Genomic DNA, 16122 nt, shown 5'->3' with positions numbered 1-16122 from the left:
CGGTATTAACCCAAACATTACAAAAGTATGAATTTTAATGCTATTACTACAGCTATGTCTAAGCCATGGCTGCCCCCTAAATTGCTACTCATTATGAAGTTGACCACCATCTTGTTGTTTCTGGCTTTCATGCAGGCCAGTGCAAAAGGATACAGCCAAATCAATCTAAAAGAAAAGAATGCACCACTGGAAAGGATTTTGGAATCTATCAAAAAGCAAACCGGATATAAGTTCTTTTACGATAGTAAGGATGTCCGCCAAACCAGGATGTCTATTGAAGTGAAAAATGCCTCTTTGGAAACCGTATTGAGGGAATGTTCCAATGTACTTCCTTTAACATTTAAGGTGGTAGGTAATAATGTATTGCTGAGAAAAAAAGACCTGACCATTTCTATGACCAATGATGCCTTCAAAATGATGGTGTTAAAAGGAAAAGTATTGGATGAAATCGGAAAACCGCTTCCAGGTGTGAGCATTGTATTGACCAGCGAAGATTTTAAACAAACTACACAAACGAATGGCAATGGCGAATATGCTTTTAATCTTTCAAAATCTGGTAAATATCAAATGACGGCGACTTTCGTTGGTTATGAGAAATTTGTCTCTCATGTGGAGGTTAAAAATGCGGATGTGATGGCCAATATTACTTTGGTTCCTTCTAATCAGGATCTTGCTGAGGTAATGGTGGTTGCCTATGGTACACAAACTAAAGCTTCCTATACTGGATCTGCAAAAATGTTAAAAGCAGCGGTGATTAATGGAAATCCGAATGTCAGTATTCAGGAAACCCTGCAAGGAAATGCGGCTGGTGTTGCAGTTTCGAGTGGATCTGGACAGCCAGGCGCGGTTCCCAACGTAAGAATCCGTGGTATTGGCTCTGTAACTGCTGGTAGCGGTCCGCTGTATGTAGTGGATGGTATTCCTTTGGAATCCGGTCAAATCAATAGCTTGAACAATTTTGATGTGGAATCGGTAACGGTATTGAAAGATGCTGCTGCTGCTTCTATGTACGGTTCCAGAGCAGCAAACGGGGTGATTTTAATCACTACTAAATCAGGTGTTGTCGGTAAAACCGTGATCAGTGCTTCTGCTCAGTTGGGTAGTAACAGGGTGACGAAAGTGAAAGGTCATGACCTGCTGAATACCAATGAATCCCTGGAACTTTTAAGAGAAGGTTGGGCCAATAATCCTAAGCCTAAAGGATTTGATCAACAAATGATAGACGACGGGGTAAATCCTAATGTCAACACAGATTGGTTTGATTTATTAACGCGTAACGGAAATTATTCTCAATTTGATCTTTCTGCCAGCGGTGGTACCGAAAAAACGAAATTTTATGTTTCAGGAAGTCACTATATAGCTAAAGCAGCCCTATTGGGTTCAGCGTTTAGCCGTAGTACAGGAAACTTGAAATTGACCAATCAGGCGACCGACAAGTTGTCGTTTTCTGCTGGATTACAAGTGAATTACCGTAAAAACCAAACTCAGGCAGATGGCGGAACTTTCGGAAATCCAGTACGTATGTACACGCTTTATCAGCCTTGGCTAAAAGCTTACAACGATGATGGTACTTATGATTTCAGTTATTACAACAGGTACAACCCAATGGCTCAGGTAAAAGAGAGCTATGATAAAAGCAATGCTTTCGGGATGCTGGGTAATTTCTTAGTGAAATATCAAATTCTACCTTCTTTATCTATTGAGAACCAAAGTAACATCAATTTCTTGTACAGAGAGATGATCAGCTACAACAAATCTGGTGTAGGTACTTCACGTTCGGATGGTGGTAGAGCAACTAATTCTACAGATAGAAAGAGCAATTTTGTAAACACCTTGATTCTTCGTTACAACGAAACTTTTGGTGATTTTGGCTTGAAAACTTATGCAGGTTATGAAGAACAAAGCGTTGATGAAGTAGGAAACTATGTTTCTAAACGTAACTTCCTGCCTAATACTTATACTTTAGACAATGCTTCGATCTTAACCGGTGGTGGATCTTCTGCAACAGGTAATGGATTAAGTTCTGTTTTTTTCAATGCTTCATTTGATTATTTGTCGAAGTATTATTTAAGTGTTTCTGCCCGTCGTGATGGTTCTTCCAGATTCGGTTCAGAAAAAAGATATGGTAATTTCTTCGCCCTTGGTGCTTCCTGGAACATCAGCAAAGAAGAATTTATGTTGAAACAAGATGTGATCTCTGATTTGCGCTTCCGTACCAGTTATGGTATCAATGGAAATCAGGACATTGGTAACTTCGATTCGAGAGCGTTATACGATGGCTCCAGCTATGACAATGCACCAGGTTTGGTATTCGCCAACTATGGTAACAACTTGCTGACCTGGGAGAAAAACAAACCTTTCAATGTGGCCCTTGATTTTGGCGTGTTAAACAATCGCTTAACCGGTACTTTTGAATACTATACCCGTGTGACTTCAGACTTATTATTGAACAAACCAATTTCAGCAACGAATGGGGTAACCAGCTTTACGGATAACATCGGTGCCATGAAAAACTCAGGATTGGAACTGGAATTAAACAGTGTCAATGTGAAACCTGATCATGATGGCTTTGGCTGGAATACCAGTTTCAACATCTCTACGATGAAGAACAGAATTACCGCATTAAATAGCCCGATTGTGGGCAGTGGTTACAACCGTTTTGTAGGTGGTGATTACTATCAGTTGTATCTGGTTGGTTATGCAGGTGTAGATCCTGCAAATGGAGATGCATTGTGGTATAAAGATGGTTCGAAAACAGAAATTACAAACGACTATACTAAAGCGACTCAGTTTAATCAAGGTAGTGCTTTACCAAAAGTATTTGGTGGTTTAACGAATGCATTTACTTACAAACGTTTCTCCTTAAGCTTCATGTTGTATTTCAACTTGGGTAATAAAATCTTTGATAACTACGGTGCAACAAGCTTTAGCGACGGCTCAGGAGGTTTTGCGCCAACCACCAAGATGACACGTTACTATTACGAGAACAGATGGACGCATGAAGGTCAGATTACAGATCAGCCTAAAGTGGTATTCAACGGAACGCAATCGGGCTCTTCTTCTCAGAGTTCTACACGTTTCCTTTATGATGGTGATTATGTACGTCTGAGAGATGTAACGCTAGGTTACCAAATGCCTGATCAATGGATCAAAAAGCTGAACCTATCCAGCGCAAGAATCTACTTCAGAGCCAATAACCTGTTTACTTACATCAGAGATAAACGCATCAGCTTTGACCCTGAAGTAGGTATTGATGGATTTGCAGATAAAAACATTCCAATTTACAAAACTGCCCTTCTTGGTCTTGATCTTAAATTTTAATTACAGCTACAGATGAAATTGATAAAATATACCTCAAAAATATTACCATTAATGGTGCTGGCCTTGTCCTTTGGCGCTTGTAAAAAGGACCTTCTTAACATTAATCCTCAGCAACAAACCGATGTGGAATTGGTGGTGATCGATTTACCAACTACTAAAGCTGCGGTAATGGGTACTTATGGACTGTTGCAGTCTGCTTCCTATTATGGTCGTACGATGATGATCTTGCCGGATCTAATGGCAGATAATATGTATATCAGTAAGAAAAACTCTAAAAGATATATCAATTACGATTCCTATACCGTAGCTACAAACGATAGCTATGCAAATGCCACCTGGAATGTTTTGTACCGCACTGTAGTGAATGCGAACATCATCATTTCGAAAGGAAAAGTATTGACGGTTCCAGAATCAGAAACTGCAGAGGTAAACCACCTGTTGGGAGAAGCTCATGCGTTAAGAGCTTTGGCTAATTTTGATTTGGTGCGTTTATATGCTGCACCGTACAATGCGACTGCAGATGCAAGCCATATCGGTGTACCGGTGGTGAGCGAGAGTGGTACCAGTAAGGAAGACATCATCAGCCCAAAGCGGAATACAGTAAAAGAAAGCTATGATCAGATCGTGGCAGATTTGAAAAGAGCAGTAGAGATCTTGCCGACTACTCCGGTAGGTTTTACGGCCAGTAACAGAGGTCACATCAGTCATTATGCTGCTGAAGCCTTGTTAGCCAGGGTATACTTGTATATGGGCGACTATGTGAATGCAGAGCTTGCTGCTACAAACGTGATCAATAATGGTAAATATACTTTGTTGAGTAATGCGAATTACTTGAATTTCAGAACTCAGAGCAACTCGGAGTCGATCTTTGAAGTACTTTTCAATACGACCAGCAACAATGGTACAGATGCATTATCTAACTTTCTGACACAAGGTGGTAGTTATGGTGACGGCCTGGCGACTGACAATTTATTCAATGCTTATAAAGCAACAGATGTGAGAAGAGGTTTTATTGTGAAAAGTAAAAGAACAGGTTCAGGTGGTGAAGATCCAGCGTATGTGATCACGAAGTACAATAACATCAGTACTTACGACGAAGGCATCAAAGTGATCCGCTTTGCAGAAGTTTACCTGATTCGCGCAGAAGCCAGAGCAAAACAAACCGGAAAGGATGCCTTAGCAGCAGCTGATCTTGATGTGATTGCTAAACGTGCAGACTTAACAGCAACCACAACTACAGCGACCGGAACCGCTTTAATCAACCTGATCATCACAGAAAACAGGAAAGAATTCGCTTTTGAAGGACACCGTTTGTTCGACTTAACGCGTAATAAATTAGCCTTTACCAAATATGGTATGAGTGATGCAGTGCTTCCAATCCCTAATACTTCTTTGAAAACCGTGCTGCCAATTCCTTTGAATGAGATGAACTCGAATCCTAACATGGAACAAAACGAAGGTTATAAATAGTTATATTTAAGGCAATATGAATTTACGAACGATGACATTGGCACTAATTTCCAGTTTGATTGCATTTTCTTCCTACGCTGCTGCTCCCTCAGGAGACGGTCCTTATGTGTTGTATAAAAACAACCAGATTGAAGTCAGGAGTATTGTGATGGAAAACGGGGTGCAGAAAGTAAAATTAGCAACTTATCCAGTCAGTAAAAAAGCTGTGGTACCAATAAATGTGGAATTTTCTGAGCATCCGGAATGGAATTTCTCTGTGAAATTGCAAGCCGCACTTAAAAATGAACCTGCAGAATTTAAGCAACCAGATAAGCTACTGGCCCTTTCTGATATAGAGGGGGAGTTTGAAGCACTTAGGAAGCTCCTGCTGGCCAATAAGGTGATGGATGAGCAATATAACTGGACCTTTGGTAAAGGGCAACTGGTAATTTGCGGTGATTTATTTGACCGCGGAGAAGAGGTACCGGCCACGATCTGGTTGTTGTATAAGCTGGAACAGGATGCAAAGGCCAAAGGAGGTTATCTGCACACGATTCTGGGCAACCATGACATCATGAACTTAAGTGGCGACCTACGCTATGTCCAGCCAAAATATATGAGCAATGCAAAGCTGATGGAGCTGGATTACATGGAGTTATATGGTCCGGATGCGGAGATAGGGCGCTGGTTAAGAAGTAAAAACCTGATTGAAAAGATTGGCGATAACCTTTGTCTGCACGCAGGTGTAGCTCCGGTTATCAATGATTTGAAGATGAGTTTGAAGGAAATCAATGACCGTTGCAGGCCCTTTTATGATCAGGACAGAAAATCAATCACAATTCCCGATAAGGCAGTTGAGCTATTGTTTGATGGCGGACGGTCTTCTTTATTCTGGTACAGGGGATATTTTGTAGAACCGAAAGCAACAGAAGCAGAGGTCGATCAGACATTGGCACTGTATCAGGTGAAAACCATTATTGTTGGCCATACGATTACCGATACCAATGTAGGTTTTTACTATAAAGGAAAGGTACTGGGAATAGACGTGAACCAACATGCCGGGAAACATGAAGGTGCTTTATATGAAAATAAAACCTGGTTTAAAATCAATACCACGGGTAGTAAAACAACTATCGGCACGTATTAATATTGGGGCTGGGTTAGAAAGAGTTGCTGGTATGGATCATCCATACCGGCAACTCTTTTTTTTTTGCCAATTAATAGTATTAAATCTTAGCAGAGTATAAGTATTCCTTCTGTATGGGAATATATTAATTTGTTAATTAATGTTTTAATCTATGGTTATTGTCAATAATTTGTATTAGTTTTAGTCCAAGTATCTAGAGGGGTAGGATATTTTGATATGCTGGCAATATTTTTTGTCGGTTGTCCATGAAAAATGGGCAATATCAAATCATTCCGGGGGGAGTGAAATATGGAGGTATTTGTCCGCTCTCTTATACTATTTTCAGCAGCTCTTCTATAAAAAGAGTTGCTGATTTTTTTCTAAATACCCCTTTTTGCCATAAGATATAAGCTTCTTTGTACAATTCTTTCCCGGTAATGGGGATTGCAATCAGGTTATCCCAGCCAGTGATTGCCTTTTCATTGATGATGGTGACCCAGTTTCCGGTATCCACTAAAGACAGCAGAGAATGGGTATCATTCATTTCTATTTTAATGTTAGGGATGATATTGTTTTTCTTAAAAATCTCATCGAGCATGTCTCTGGAGCTGAATCCTTTATTTGCCAGAATCATTTCCGTTTGCGCCAATTCTTTCAAAGAGATCCGGTTTAATTTCGCTAAAGGATGTTTTTTTGAGGTCACCATTTTAATCCTGGAAGAGAACAGCAGTTGCATTTCCAGTCCTTCATTGTCAGATTGTTCATGAAAGGCTAAGATAAAATCTAAGTCTGCGGTTTTAAGTCTGGCTTCCAGAGCGCCGGCAATACCGGATTCTATGTGCAGCTTAATGCCCGGGTATTTGTTGGAGAAAGGGGTGAGGGAGGGCAGGAGTAAGGAACTGAAGGCATAGGTTACCCCAATTCTTAATTCCCCATTCACCAGGTTGTTCAATTCAAAGATCGCTTGCTTTGATTTTTTGATTTCCAGCATGATCTGTCTGGCATGGTTTAGGAATAATTTTCCGGCTTCGGTGAGCTGTACATGCTTGCCTACGCGATCAAAAAGCAGCATCCCCAATTCTTCTTCCAGTTGCTTCACCTGTTGTGATAAAGTAGACTGGGTGACAAAACACTGCGCAGCAGCTTCTGTAAAATGTAATAACTCTGCGGCCTTAATAAAATAACTGAGCTGTCTGAATTCCATAATAATCTAGCTGGTATTAATCGTTAAAACTAATTAATATCATTAAAACAATCAATTTTACAGATACATTCTTTATCCCGAAATTTGTTTCGAAGCAAAAAGCTTAGAAAATAACCCCGCATGACATTATTCAGATCACTCAAATCCCGCAACTTTAAACTGTTTTTTTACGGACAATCTATCTCTCTGGTGGGTACCTGGATGCAGAAGACGGCGGTGAGTTGGTTGGTTTATCAATTGACAGGTTCTGCCTTATTGTTGGGGGTTGTTGGTTTTGTGAGTCTGATTCCTTCCTTATTATTATCCCCTTATGCGGGGAGTCTGGTAGACCGTCATAACCGCTACCATATTCTGGTGCTCACACAGATTGCCTCGATGGTTCAGGCAGGCGCCCTGGCTGGGATCATATTTTTTGGCTACTACAACATCCTGCTCATCATTGCACTAAGTTTGATTCAGGGGATCATCAATGCTTTCGACATGACTTGCAGGCAATCCTTAATGGTGGAAATGGTGGACCATAAAGAGGACCTTCCAAATGCAATTGCACTGAACTCTACCATGGTCAACTTTGCACGTATTGCCGGGCCAGCCGTTGCAGGGATCATTTTAAGCACCTTCGGAACAGATTTCTGCTTTGTATTGAATTTCCTGAGTTACATTCCTGTCTTGCTCTGCTTATTTATGATGCGCTTAAATGTAATCGTGATTGAGAAATCGGAGAAAAGTATCTGGAAAGAGCTGGAAGAAGGCTTTAAATATGTTTCCGGCGATAGAGATCTAAGTAGTATGCTGATCATGATTGGGCTAAGTAGTCTGTTTGTGATTCCTTTTAATACGCTGATGCCGATCTTTGCCAAAGATATTTTTAATGGGGATGCCAGAACCTTCAGCTGGTTTGAGAGTGCAGCAGGATTGGGTTCCATCCTAAGTGCCGTTTATCTGGCGAACCTGAAACACAGCAATGGTCTGATGAAAATGGTGGCCATCGCCGGTGGGATTCTGGGAGGAAGTCTGCTGTTTTTGGCCTACGCCCCACAACTGCCCGTAGCGCTGTTTTTCATGACACTGACGGGCGTAGGGATGATGGGACAAACTTCAGCCATCAATACTTACATCCAAACACATTCGGTTCCGGAGATGCGTGGCAGGGCGATCAGCTATTATGTAATGGCTTACCAGGGGATTCTTCCTATTGGCAGTCTGCTGATTGGTTGGTTGGCTAATGTAATGGGCCCAAGACCAGCCATCTTCATGGAAGGACTAATCGGCATTGCTGCGACCATCGGTTTTGTGATTTATAGAAGTAAATCTGCGCAGAGAAAGACGGTAAGCTTGTAATTAGTACCTATTAATGGTCACAATTACTTAACTTTGGCTATCACTAACTAATTTATTATATCATGAAAAAAACAGTTTATCTGCTGTTGTGTGCATTGGTTTTTTCCTTTGCAAACACGGTTAAAGCAGATGAAGGGATGTGGATCCCGATGCTGATAGGAAAGAACTATGAGCAAATGAAAAAGCAAGGGTTTAAGCTAACCGCAAAAGACCTTTACAATGCAAATGGTTCCAGTCTGAAAGATGCAATCGTTCATTTCGGTGGCTTCTGTACTGGTGAGATTGTGTCCGATAAAGGTTTGATCTTTACCAATCACCACTGTGGTTACGATGCGATTGCCTCGAACTCCACTGCTCAAAATAACATCCTTGACAATGGTTTCTACGCTAAAAATTATGGTGAAGAGAAGCCTATCGATGGATTATTTGTGAAATTCCTATTGAAAATGGAAGATGTAACGCCTCAGGTTGAAGCTGCTACAAAAGGTCTTAAAGGTGCTGAAAAATCTTCTAAGATGTTAGAAATATTCAATACGATCTCTAAAGCCGCAGTAACTGGTCCAACGATCGAAGCGAATGTAAAGGACTTTTATAAATCGAACCAATTTATTCTTTTTGTATACGAGCGTTTCGACGATATCCGTTTGGTAGGTGCGCCTCCTCAGAATATCGGTAAATTTGGTGGTGATACTGACAACTGGGAATGGCCTCGTCAAACAGGAGATTTCTCTGTGTTCAGAGTTTATGCTGCTAAAGACAACAAACCTGCAAAATATACGGCAGCAAACGTTCCTTATACGCCTAAAAAATTCCTTCCGGTTTCGATCAAAGGTGTGAAAAATGGTGATTTCTCTATGGTTTATGGCTATCCTGGTCGTACTGATAGATATTTAACTTCTTACGGTGTGGATCTTGCAACAGAAAAAGTAAGTCCTACTATCGTTAAATTACGTGATATCCGCCTTAAATCCTGGAAACAAGAAATGGATAAAAGCGTAGATACCCGCTTAAAATTGTCTTCTCAATATGCAAATATTGCCAACTATTGGAAGTATTTTATTGGTCAGACTGAGCAGTTGAAAAGACTTAAAGTGGCTGATTCAAAAAGAAAAGAAGAGAAAGCTTTCACGGAATGGGCAGCTCAGAAAACTGAATTTGCTGGTCTGATGGATCAATACGCTGCAATCTATAAAGAAATTGACCCGATCTCTGTACAACGTACTTATATCAATGAAGGCTTTATGGCTTCTGCCTGGGTGCCTAACGCGATTTCTATCGTACGTTCTTATGCTGCAGTAGATCAGAAAAAAGGAGATGCTGCTTTCGCTGAAAAAGTGAAAACAAGTCTTCAACATGCTGCAAATACTTATGAGGAAACTTATGTAGAAGCTGCAGACAAAAAGATTTTCGCTAAAATCCTGGCTTCTTTCTATCAGGATGTTCCTGTGAAATCTCAGCCTAAATTCTTTGCTGAAATCTCAGAAAAATACTGGACAGGAAACCCTGAAACTACTTTCGAGAAGTTCGCAGATTACCTATGGGAAAATAGTAACTTGATTAAACCAGCGAAATTGAAAGCCTTCTTAGCAACCAACCCTTCGTTAGAAGCTGTTAAAGCTGATCCAGGTTATAAATATGCCGCTAATGTTTACGCTCCGGATTACATTAAAACCAACTTCGGTTCTTTAGTAGCTGATTTTGAAACTAAAAAAGCTGACCTTGATCATTTGTACCTAAAAGCTACTTTGGAGAAAAACAAAGGTAAACTGATGTATCCAGATGCAAACTCTACGATGCGCCTTTCTTATGGAAATGTTCAGGATTACTCTCCTAAAGATGGTATCGTGTATAAAACGACTACCACTATTGATGGTATGATGCAAAAATATATTCCTGGCGACAGTGAGTTTGACCTTCCTGCCAACCTGATTGAAAACTACAACAAAAAGAACTTCGGCCAGTATGGTAACGACGGTACTTTAACTGTAAACTTCATCACGAACAATGACATTACTGGTGGTAACTCAGGTTCTCCGGTAATCAATGGTAATGGTGAGTTAATCGGTCTTGCTTTTGACGGTAACTGGGAAGCAATGAGTGGTGATATCGCTTTTGATAAGAAATTTAAACGTACGATCTGTGTGGATGTGCGCTACGTATTGTGGTGTATTGATGTGTTAGGTGGTGCGAAAAACATTATCAACGAGTTGTCGATTAAAAAATAATTTTCTATTCGAAAATAAAGGATATTCTCTCTTCTCCTACTCGAATCTTTGCTGAAGGGCAAACCTTCGCAGGTAGTCAAAGAGGAACATCCTTTATTTTTAAAAGAGTAATACTGCATCATAATTTTACTGCCGGTAAGGTGTTTTAGTCATGATGCAGAAAACAGAAAAGGGATCAGAGGTACGTCTGGTCCCTTTTTTTATAGGTTGGATATTTGTTTTTAGTCGGTTGTCTTTAACAATTCCACCTATCAGGTTTTGTTTAACAAGCCTGTTTAGTAGCCCTGTTTAAGTACTCTGCATGGTTTGCTGTTTAAAAAAAAGGCTTAATAATCTTGCTGAATAACCTTTTTTTTGTAATCTTCTCGTGTCGAATTGCAAGGACCAAGAAAGTTCTGCTAAAAAAAGGAATACCTTCTCAGAGAAGGCATAGCAGGTTTTTCGCCCTTCAGCGCAAGGCTTGCTGCCTTTGAAGAGCGAGGTGTTCTTTTTTTACTTACTCAATTTCACCAAATAAAAAAAACCGGCAATAAAATCACCGGTTTTACAAATTTTATGAAAAAAATCTAGTTATAAACGAAGGTACCTTTGTCGCTTTCAATTGTTACTTGTTTCTGCTCAGAAGCTTCTACACGGCCAATAATCTGCGCATCGATATTGAAGCTTTTAGAAATGGCAATAATATCCTCAGCAATTGCTGCAGGAACATACAATTCCATTCTATGACCCATATTGAATACTTTGTACATTTCTTTCCAATCTGTACCAGACTGCTCCTGAATTAACTGGAACAATGGAGGAACAGGGAACATATTGTCTTTAATGATGTGAACATCGTCATTTACAAAGTGAAGCACCTTAGTTTGTGCACCACCACTGCAATGAACAAGACCGTGAATCTGACTTCTATAAGCGTCTAAGATCTGTTTTATCACAGGAGCATAAGTACGAGTAGGAGAAAGAACCAGCTTTCCTACGGTAATTTCTGTATCCTCATCAATTTTGATGGTATCTGTTAACTTTTTGCCACCAGAAAATACCAGGTCAAAAGGAACGGAAGGATCGAAACTTTCCGGGTAACTTGTTGCCACAGATTTGTCGAAAACATCATGTCTGGCAGAAGTAAGTCCGTTAGAACCCATACCACCATTATATTCTGTTTCGTAAGTCGCTTGTCCGGAAGAGGAAAGGCCAACAATTACATCTCCAGCCTGAATCTTATGATTGCTGATGATTTTCTCTCTTTCAATTCTGCAGGTTACTGTTGAATCTACGATGATTGTGCGTACAAGGTCGCCCACATCAGCAGTTTCACCACCTGTAGAGTAGATGGAGATGCCTAATTCTCTAAGTTCTGCAAGGATTTCTTCAGTACCATTGATAATGGCTGCAATTACTTCACCTGGGATCAGGTTTTTATTACGTCCGATGGTAGAAGATAAAAGGATTTGGTCTGTAGCACCGACACAAATCAAATCGTCGATGTTCATGATGATGGCATCCTGAGCAATTCCTTTCCATACGGAAAGATCGCCTGTTTCTTTCCAGTATACGTAGGCGAGGGAAGATTTAGTTCCGGCACCATCTGCATGCATGATGTTGCAAAATGCGTCATCATTCCCTAAAATATCAGGTATGATTTTACAGAAGGCTTGCGGAAAAATACCTTTATCTATATTCTTGATGGCTTGGTGCACATCTTCTTTTGACGCAGAAACGCCACGTTGGTTGTACCTGTTATCACTCATGTTGTTGCAAAGATAGGGAAACGCCGGAATGTTGAGGCGTTAAGAATAAAAAAATAACCCTTCAAAATTCATTGAAGGGTTATAAAAATTAAAATTTAATGGAATATGGTGTTTTTTCTATTTCAAAAACAACAATTCTCTGAATTTTGGAAGAGGCCATACGCTATCATCAACGATTTGCTCCAATTTATCTGTGTGGTAACGGATTGTATCGAAGTATGATTTCACTTTCTCATCGTAAGCGATTGCTTTATCACGACTATCTTCGATCGCATTTGTTTGTTTACGTTCTTCCAACATCTTATCGATATTTACTTTAAGACCGCTCAAGTGCTCTGATACTTTATTGATGATGTTAACCGGAGTTTCTAATGCTTCTTTTGATAAACCAAGTTCTTTTAGACCTTTGGCATTTTCAATCAATACATTTTGGTAAGTGATACTTGCTGGAATGATAATGCTGTTTACCATTTCGCCCATTACCCTTGCTTCGATTTGAAGTTTCTTGTAATAGCTTTCTAACAAAATCTCATGACGGGCGTGTAATTCACGTTTGCTGAAGATGTTTGTGTTTGCGAAAAGCTCCGTAGTTTTATCAGTGATATAAGCATCAAGTGCTTTAGGTGTAGTTTTGATGTTTGATAAACCACGTTTTGCAGCTTCATCTTCCCACTCCTGGCTGTAACCATTTCCTTCAAAACGGATGTCTTTTGATTCTTTAAGGTATTTTTTGATGATGGTTAATAGGGCCACATCTTTTTTCTCTCCTTTTTTGATCAATTTATCAACTTCAACTTTGAATTTAGTCAATTGATCTGCAACGATTGCATTTAATACGGTCATTGGAGCAGAAGAGTTTTCAGAAGAACCTACTGCTCTTAACTCAAATTTATTACCTGTGAAGGCGAAAGGAGAAGTACGGTTACGGTCGGTCGTATCAAAAGAGATCTGTGGGATCTTAGGAATACCTAACCATAATGAGTCTTCGCTTTTTACTTTTTTAATGATGCTTCTTGAAGATTCGATTTCATCTAACACATCGTTCAATTGAGAACCAAGGAAACAAGAAATGATCGCCGGTGGAGCTTCGTTAGCACCTAGACGGTGGTCATTGCTCACTGAAGCAATACTAGCTCTTAACAGGTCTGCATGTTCGTGTACAGCTTTGATGGTATTCACGAAGAACGTTAAGAACATCAAGTTGTTTTTAGGCGTTTTTCCTGGCGACAATAAGTTTTTGCCGGTATCCGTGATTAACGACCAGTTGTTGTGTTTACCTGAACCATTGATACCTGCATATGGTTTCTCATGTAATAACACTTTGAAGTTATGTTTTACTGCAACTTTCTCCATTAAGTCCATCAACAATTGGTTGTGGTCAATGGCAAGGTTGATTTCTTCATAAATCGGTGCACACTCAAATTGAGAAGGTGCAACCTCATTGTGGCGAGTTTTCAAAGGAATACCTAATTTCAAGGCTTCGTTTTCAAAATCAACCATATAAGTGAACACGCGCTCTGGGATAGATCCAAAATAATGATCTTCTAATTGTTGTCCTTTTGCAGAGATGTGTCCAAATAAGGCACGGCCAGTTAAAGCTAAATCGGGACGGGCATTGTATAGGGCACGGTCAACCAGGAAATATTCTTGCTCAATACCTAGAGAAACGCTCACTTTAGTGATGCCTTTATCAAAATACTGACAAACGTCAACTGCAGCTTTATCTAAAGCAGATAATGCTTTTAAAAGAGGGGCTTTATAATCAAGGGCTTCACCTGTGTAAGCAATGAATACAGTAGGAATACAAAGTGTTTTACCTGCTTTGCTTTCCATAATGAAAGCTGGAGAAGAAGGATCCCATGCAGTATATCCACGCGCTTCGAAAGTGTTGCGGATACCACCATTAGGGAAACTTGAAGCATCTGGCTCTTGTTGAACCAATGCACTTCCTGCAAAAACTTCAATTGCACCATCTTTACTTGGCTCAAAGAAAGAATCATGTTTTTCAGCAGTAGATCCTGTTAATGGCTGAAACCAGTGCGTATAGTGTGTTGCACCTTTAGAAATAGCCCAGGTTTTCATTGCTGTAGCGATGTGGTTAGCATCTTCATGATTGATCAACTCACCTTGGTCAATTGATGAAACCAATTTTTCAAATACCTCTTTTGATAAGAAATCTTTCATTTTTTTCTTATCAAAAACATTCACCCCGAAAAACTCAGAAATCTTAGTCGAAGGCGACTTTACTTCTGGTGAAATTCTTGATTGTGCCTCTTTTAATGCAGTTGTCCTTAAGCTTTTCATTTATTTGTTTAAAATTTGATCAAAAATATATTTTTTGTTTGGTATTTCTCTTGAATTGTTTGTAAAAATACGAATGTCGTTAAATATTCAAAGAAATATTTCTGGTTTTTTGGTGTTTTTTGGAAAATTGGGTTAAAAATAGCCTTGTTGGGTATTCTGTTTAGCTGTTTTGTGCTTTTTCACCTAAACTGATAAAAACGCATTCTGATTATGGAATGTCGTGCATAATTCCATCATCAGTTAAATTAAACCCTTAGAATTATGTTAAACTTCTCTTCAAGCTTATACAAGTCAGAGTGGCTCGACCTTGTATTCAAAAACAGAAACCAAAATTATGGTGCCTTTGTATTGAGGGCTGAGTCTTCTAAGATCCTCTTCCGCTCCCTGTTAATTGCGACCCCATTGTTTGTGATGCCATTTTTACTGACCATGCTCAATCGTCAGCCGGATGTTGTAACAAGTAAGGAGGTAATTGTGGAGCTCCGCTCGATTTTAGAAAATCCAGCGCCTAAAAAACAGGAAGAGTCCCCAAAATTGGAACCGATAAAGGAGAAGTTAAAAACATATAAGGCAGTTTCAAGTCCAATTGTTGTTAAAGATCCGGTCGCGGAACCGCCTACATTAAAGGAAATGGAGAATGCTGTGGCAGGTCCGGTCACTCAGGCGGGATTGGAAACCAAGTTGCAAGCTTTACCTGAAGCAGGAAAAGGAGGGACTGGTGGAGGCGATTCTGGTGCTGGTGGTACTGCAGAAGTCGACAATCAGATTTACAACGCATCTGGTGTGGAAGTGTATCCGGAGTTTGAAGGAGGGATGAAAGGCTGGGCAAAATATCTACAGAGAAATCTGAGATATCCTGATTTGGCTTTAGAGAAGGACGTACAAGGAAGGGTGATGGTTAGCTTTGTGGTAGAGAAAGATGGATCAATCTCCGACGTAAAACTGATCAGTGGCATTGGTTCAGGTTGTGATGAAGAAGCCTTAAGAGTGATTCGTAAATCTCCGAGATGGAAACCAGGCAAACAAAATGAGCAGACGGTTAGGGTAAGGTATACGATTCCATTGGCTTTTGCTTTGGGGCGTTAAATCGTAGCGTTTGATATAGTATATATTAATATAAGTACAACTTGGAGGGAGTGGTTTTTGGATCACTCCCTTTTATATAGGTACATGGCCATTACCAGAAACTGGTGACCGGTGCTTCTTTTAGCGTCGGTGAGCCGGATGTTCTAAGAAAAATAATAGGCAAAAAAAAAGCAGTCTTTTCAGACTGCTTTCAAAACTGGGGTGGAATATGGGGCTCGAACCCACGACCCTCGGTACCACAAACCGATGCTCTAACCAACTGAGCTAAAACCACCATGTTTTTTCAACGTCACAAAAGTACGATTAATATTATTTAAT

Annotated in this window: 9 protein-coding genes and 1 tRNA gene; 6 read left to right on the top strand and 4 right to left on the bottom strand. The window is 40.0% G+C overall.

What is annotated here, in order from left to right; all coding sequences use genetic code 11:
- Positions 1-27: 27 nt before the first annotated feature.
- The 3 genes from GM920_RS09135 to GM920_RS09125 are packed head-to-tail and all read left to right on the top strand — an operon-like array spanning position 28 to position 5917.
- Positions 28-3321, top strand: a complete 3294-nt coding sequence (locus tag GM920_RS09135; protein ID WP_182956061.1) for a SusC/RagA family TonB-linked outer membrane protein — start codon at positions 28-30, stop codon at positions 3319-3321.
- A gap of 12 nt (positions 3322-3333) precedes the next feature.
- Positions 3334-4791 (top strand): RagB/SusD family nutrient uptake outer membrane protein, encoded by a 1458-nt coding sequence (locus GM920_RS09130; RefSeq protein WP_182956059.1) that lies wholly within the window; start codon positions 3334-3336, stop codon positions 4789-4791.
- A gap of 16 nt (positions 4792-4807) precedes the next feature.
- A complete protein-coding gene (locus GM920_RS09125) occupies positions 4808-5917 on the top strand; it encodes a metallophosphoesterase (protein WP_182956056.1) in 1110 nt (369 codons plus the stop codon).
- Between the two features lie 310 nt (positions 5918-6227).
- On the opposite strand, the gene GM920_RS09120 is transcribed toward GM920_RS09125, so the two are convergent.
- Positions 6228-7100: a LysR substrate-binding domain-containing protein gene (locus GM920_RS09120; RefSeq protein WP_182956054.1), complete on the bottom strand. Its 873-nt coding sequence runs from the start codon at positions 7098-7100 to the stop codon at positions 6228-6230.
- Positions 7101-7220: 120 nt separating this feature from the next.
- Here GM920_RS09120 and GM920_RS09115 point away from each other — a divergent pair, with 120 nt between their 5' ends.
- Both GM920_RS09115 and GM920_RS09110 read left to right on the top strand, forming a co-directional pair.
- Positions 7221-8441 (top strand): MFS transporter, encoded by a 1221-nt coding sequence (locus GM920_RS09115; RefSeq protein ID WP_182956052.1) that lies wholly within the window; start codon positions 7221-7223, stop codon positions 8439-8441.
- A gap of 62 nt (positions 8442-8503) precedes the next feature.
- Complete coding sequence (locus tag GM920_RS09110; RefSeq protein ID WP_182956049.1) at positions 8504-10666, top strand: S46 family peptidase; 2163 nt, start codon at positions 8504-8506, stop codon at positions 10664-10666.
- Positions 10667-11232: 566 nt separating this feature from the next.
- Here GM920_RS09110 and GM920_RS09105 read toward each other — a convergent pair.
- A complete protein-coding gene (locus GM920_RS09105; protein WP_182956047.1) occupies positions 11233-12414 on the bottom strand; it encodes an AIR synthase related protein in 1182 nt (393 codons plus the stop codon).
- Between the two features lie 117 nt (positions 12415-12531).
- A complete protein-coding gene (locus tag GM920_RS09100; RefSeq protein WP_182956044.1) occupies positions 12532-14718 on the bottom strand; it encodes a glutamine synthetase III family protein in 2187 nt (728 codons plus the stop codon).
- Positions 14719-14979: 261 nt separating this feature from the next.
- On the opposite strand from GM920_RS09100, the gene GM920_RS09095 reads away from it, so the two are divergent.
- Positions 14980-15804 carry an energy transducer TonB gene (locus tag GM920_RS09095; protein WP_182956041.1) on the top strand — a complete coding sequence of 275 codons (825 nt, stop codon included), beginning with the start codon at positions 14980-14982 and terminating at the stop codon, positions 15802-15804.
- A 197-nt stretch (positions 15805-16001) separates the two neighbouring features.
- Here the strand turns inward: GM920_RS09095 and GM920_RS09090 are convergent.
- Positions 16002-16078 (bottom strand) — tRNA-His (locus tag GM920_RS09090).
- Positions 16079-16122: the final 44 nt, after the last annotated feature.

Origin of the sequence: Pedobacter gandavensis (genome assembly GCF_014172405.1) — a bacterium.
GTDB classification, from domain to species: domain Bacteria; phylum Bacteroidota; class Bacteroidia; order Sphingobacteriales; family Sphingobacteriaceae; genus Pedobacter; species Pedobacter gandavensis.
Note: the sequence above shows the minus strand (reverse complement) of the source record. Positions and strands in the feature narration are given on the sequence as shown.

Coding starts and splice junctions, on each gene's coding strand:
- GM920_RS09135 (WP_182956061.1), top strand. CDS start 28: ATGAATTTTAATGCTATTACTACAGCTATGTCTAAGCCATGGCTGCCC.
- GM920_RS09100 (WP_182956044.1), bottom strand. CDS start 14,718: ATGAAAAGCTTAAGGACAACTGCATTAAAAGAGGCACAATCAAGAATT.
- GM920_RS09115 (WP_182956052.1), top strand. CDS start 7,221: ATGACATTATTCAGATCACTCAAATCCCGCAACTTTAAACTGTTTTTT.
- GM920_RS09095 (WP_182956041.1), top strand. CDS start 14,980: ATGTTAAACTTCTCTTCAAGCTTATACAAGTCAGAGTGGCTCGACCTT.
- GM920_RS09105 (WP_182956047.1), bottom strand. CDS start 12,414: ATGAGTGATAACAGGTACAACCAACGTGGCGTTTCTGCGTCAAAAGAA.
- GM920_RS09110 (WP_182956049.1), top strand. CDS start 8,504: ATGAAAAAAACAGTTTATCTGCTGTTGTGTGCATTGGTTTTTTCCTTT.
- GM920_RS09120 (WP_182956054.1), bottom strand. CDS start 7,100: ATGGAATTCAGACAGCTCAGTTATTTTATTAAGGCCGCAGAGTTATTA.
- GM920_RS09125 (WP_182956056.1), top strand. CDS start 4,808: ATGAATTTACGAACGATGACATTGGCACTAATTTCCAGTTTGATTGCA.
- GM920_RS09130 (WP_182956059.1), top strand. CDS start 3,334: ATGAAATTGATAAAATATACCTCAAAAATATTACCATTAATGGTGCTG.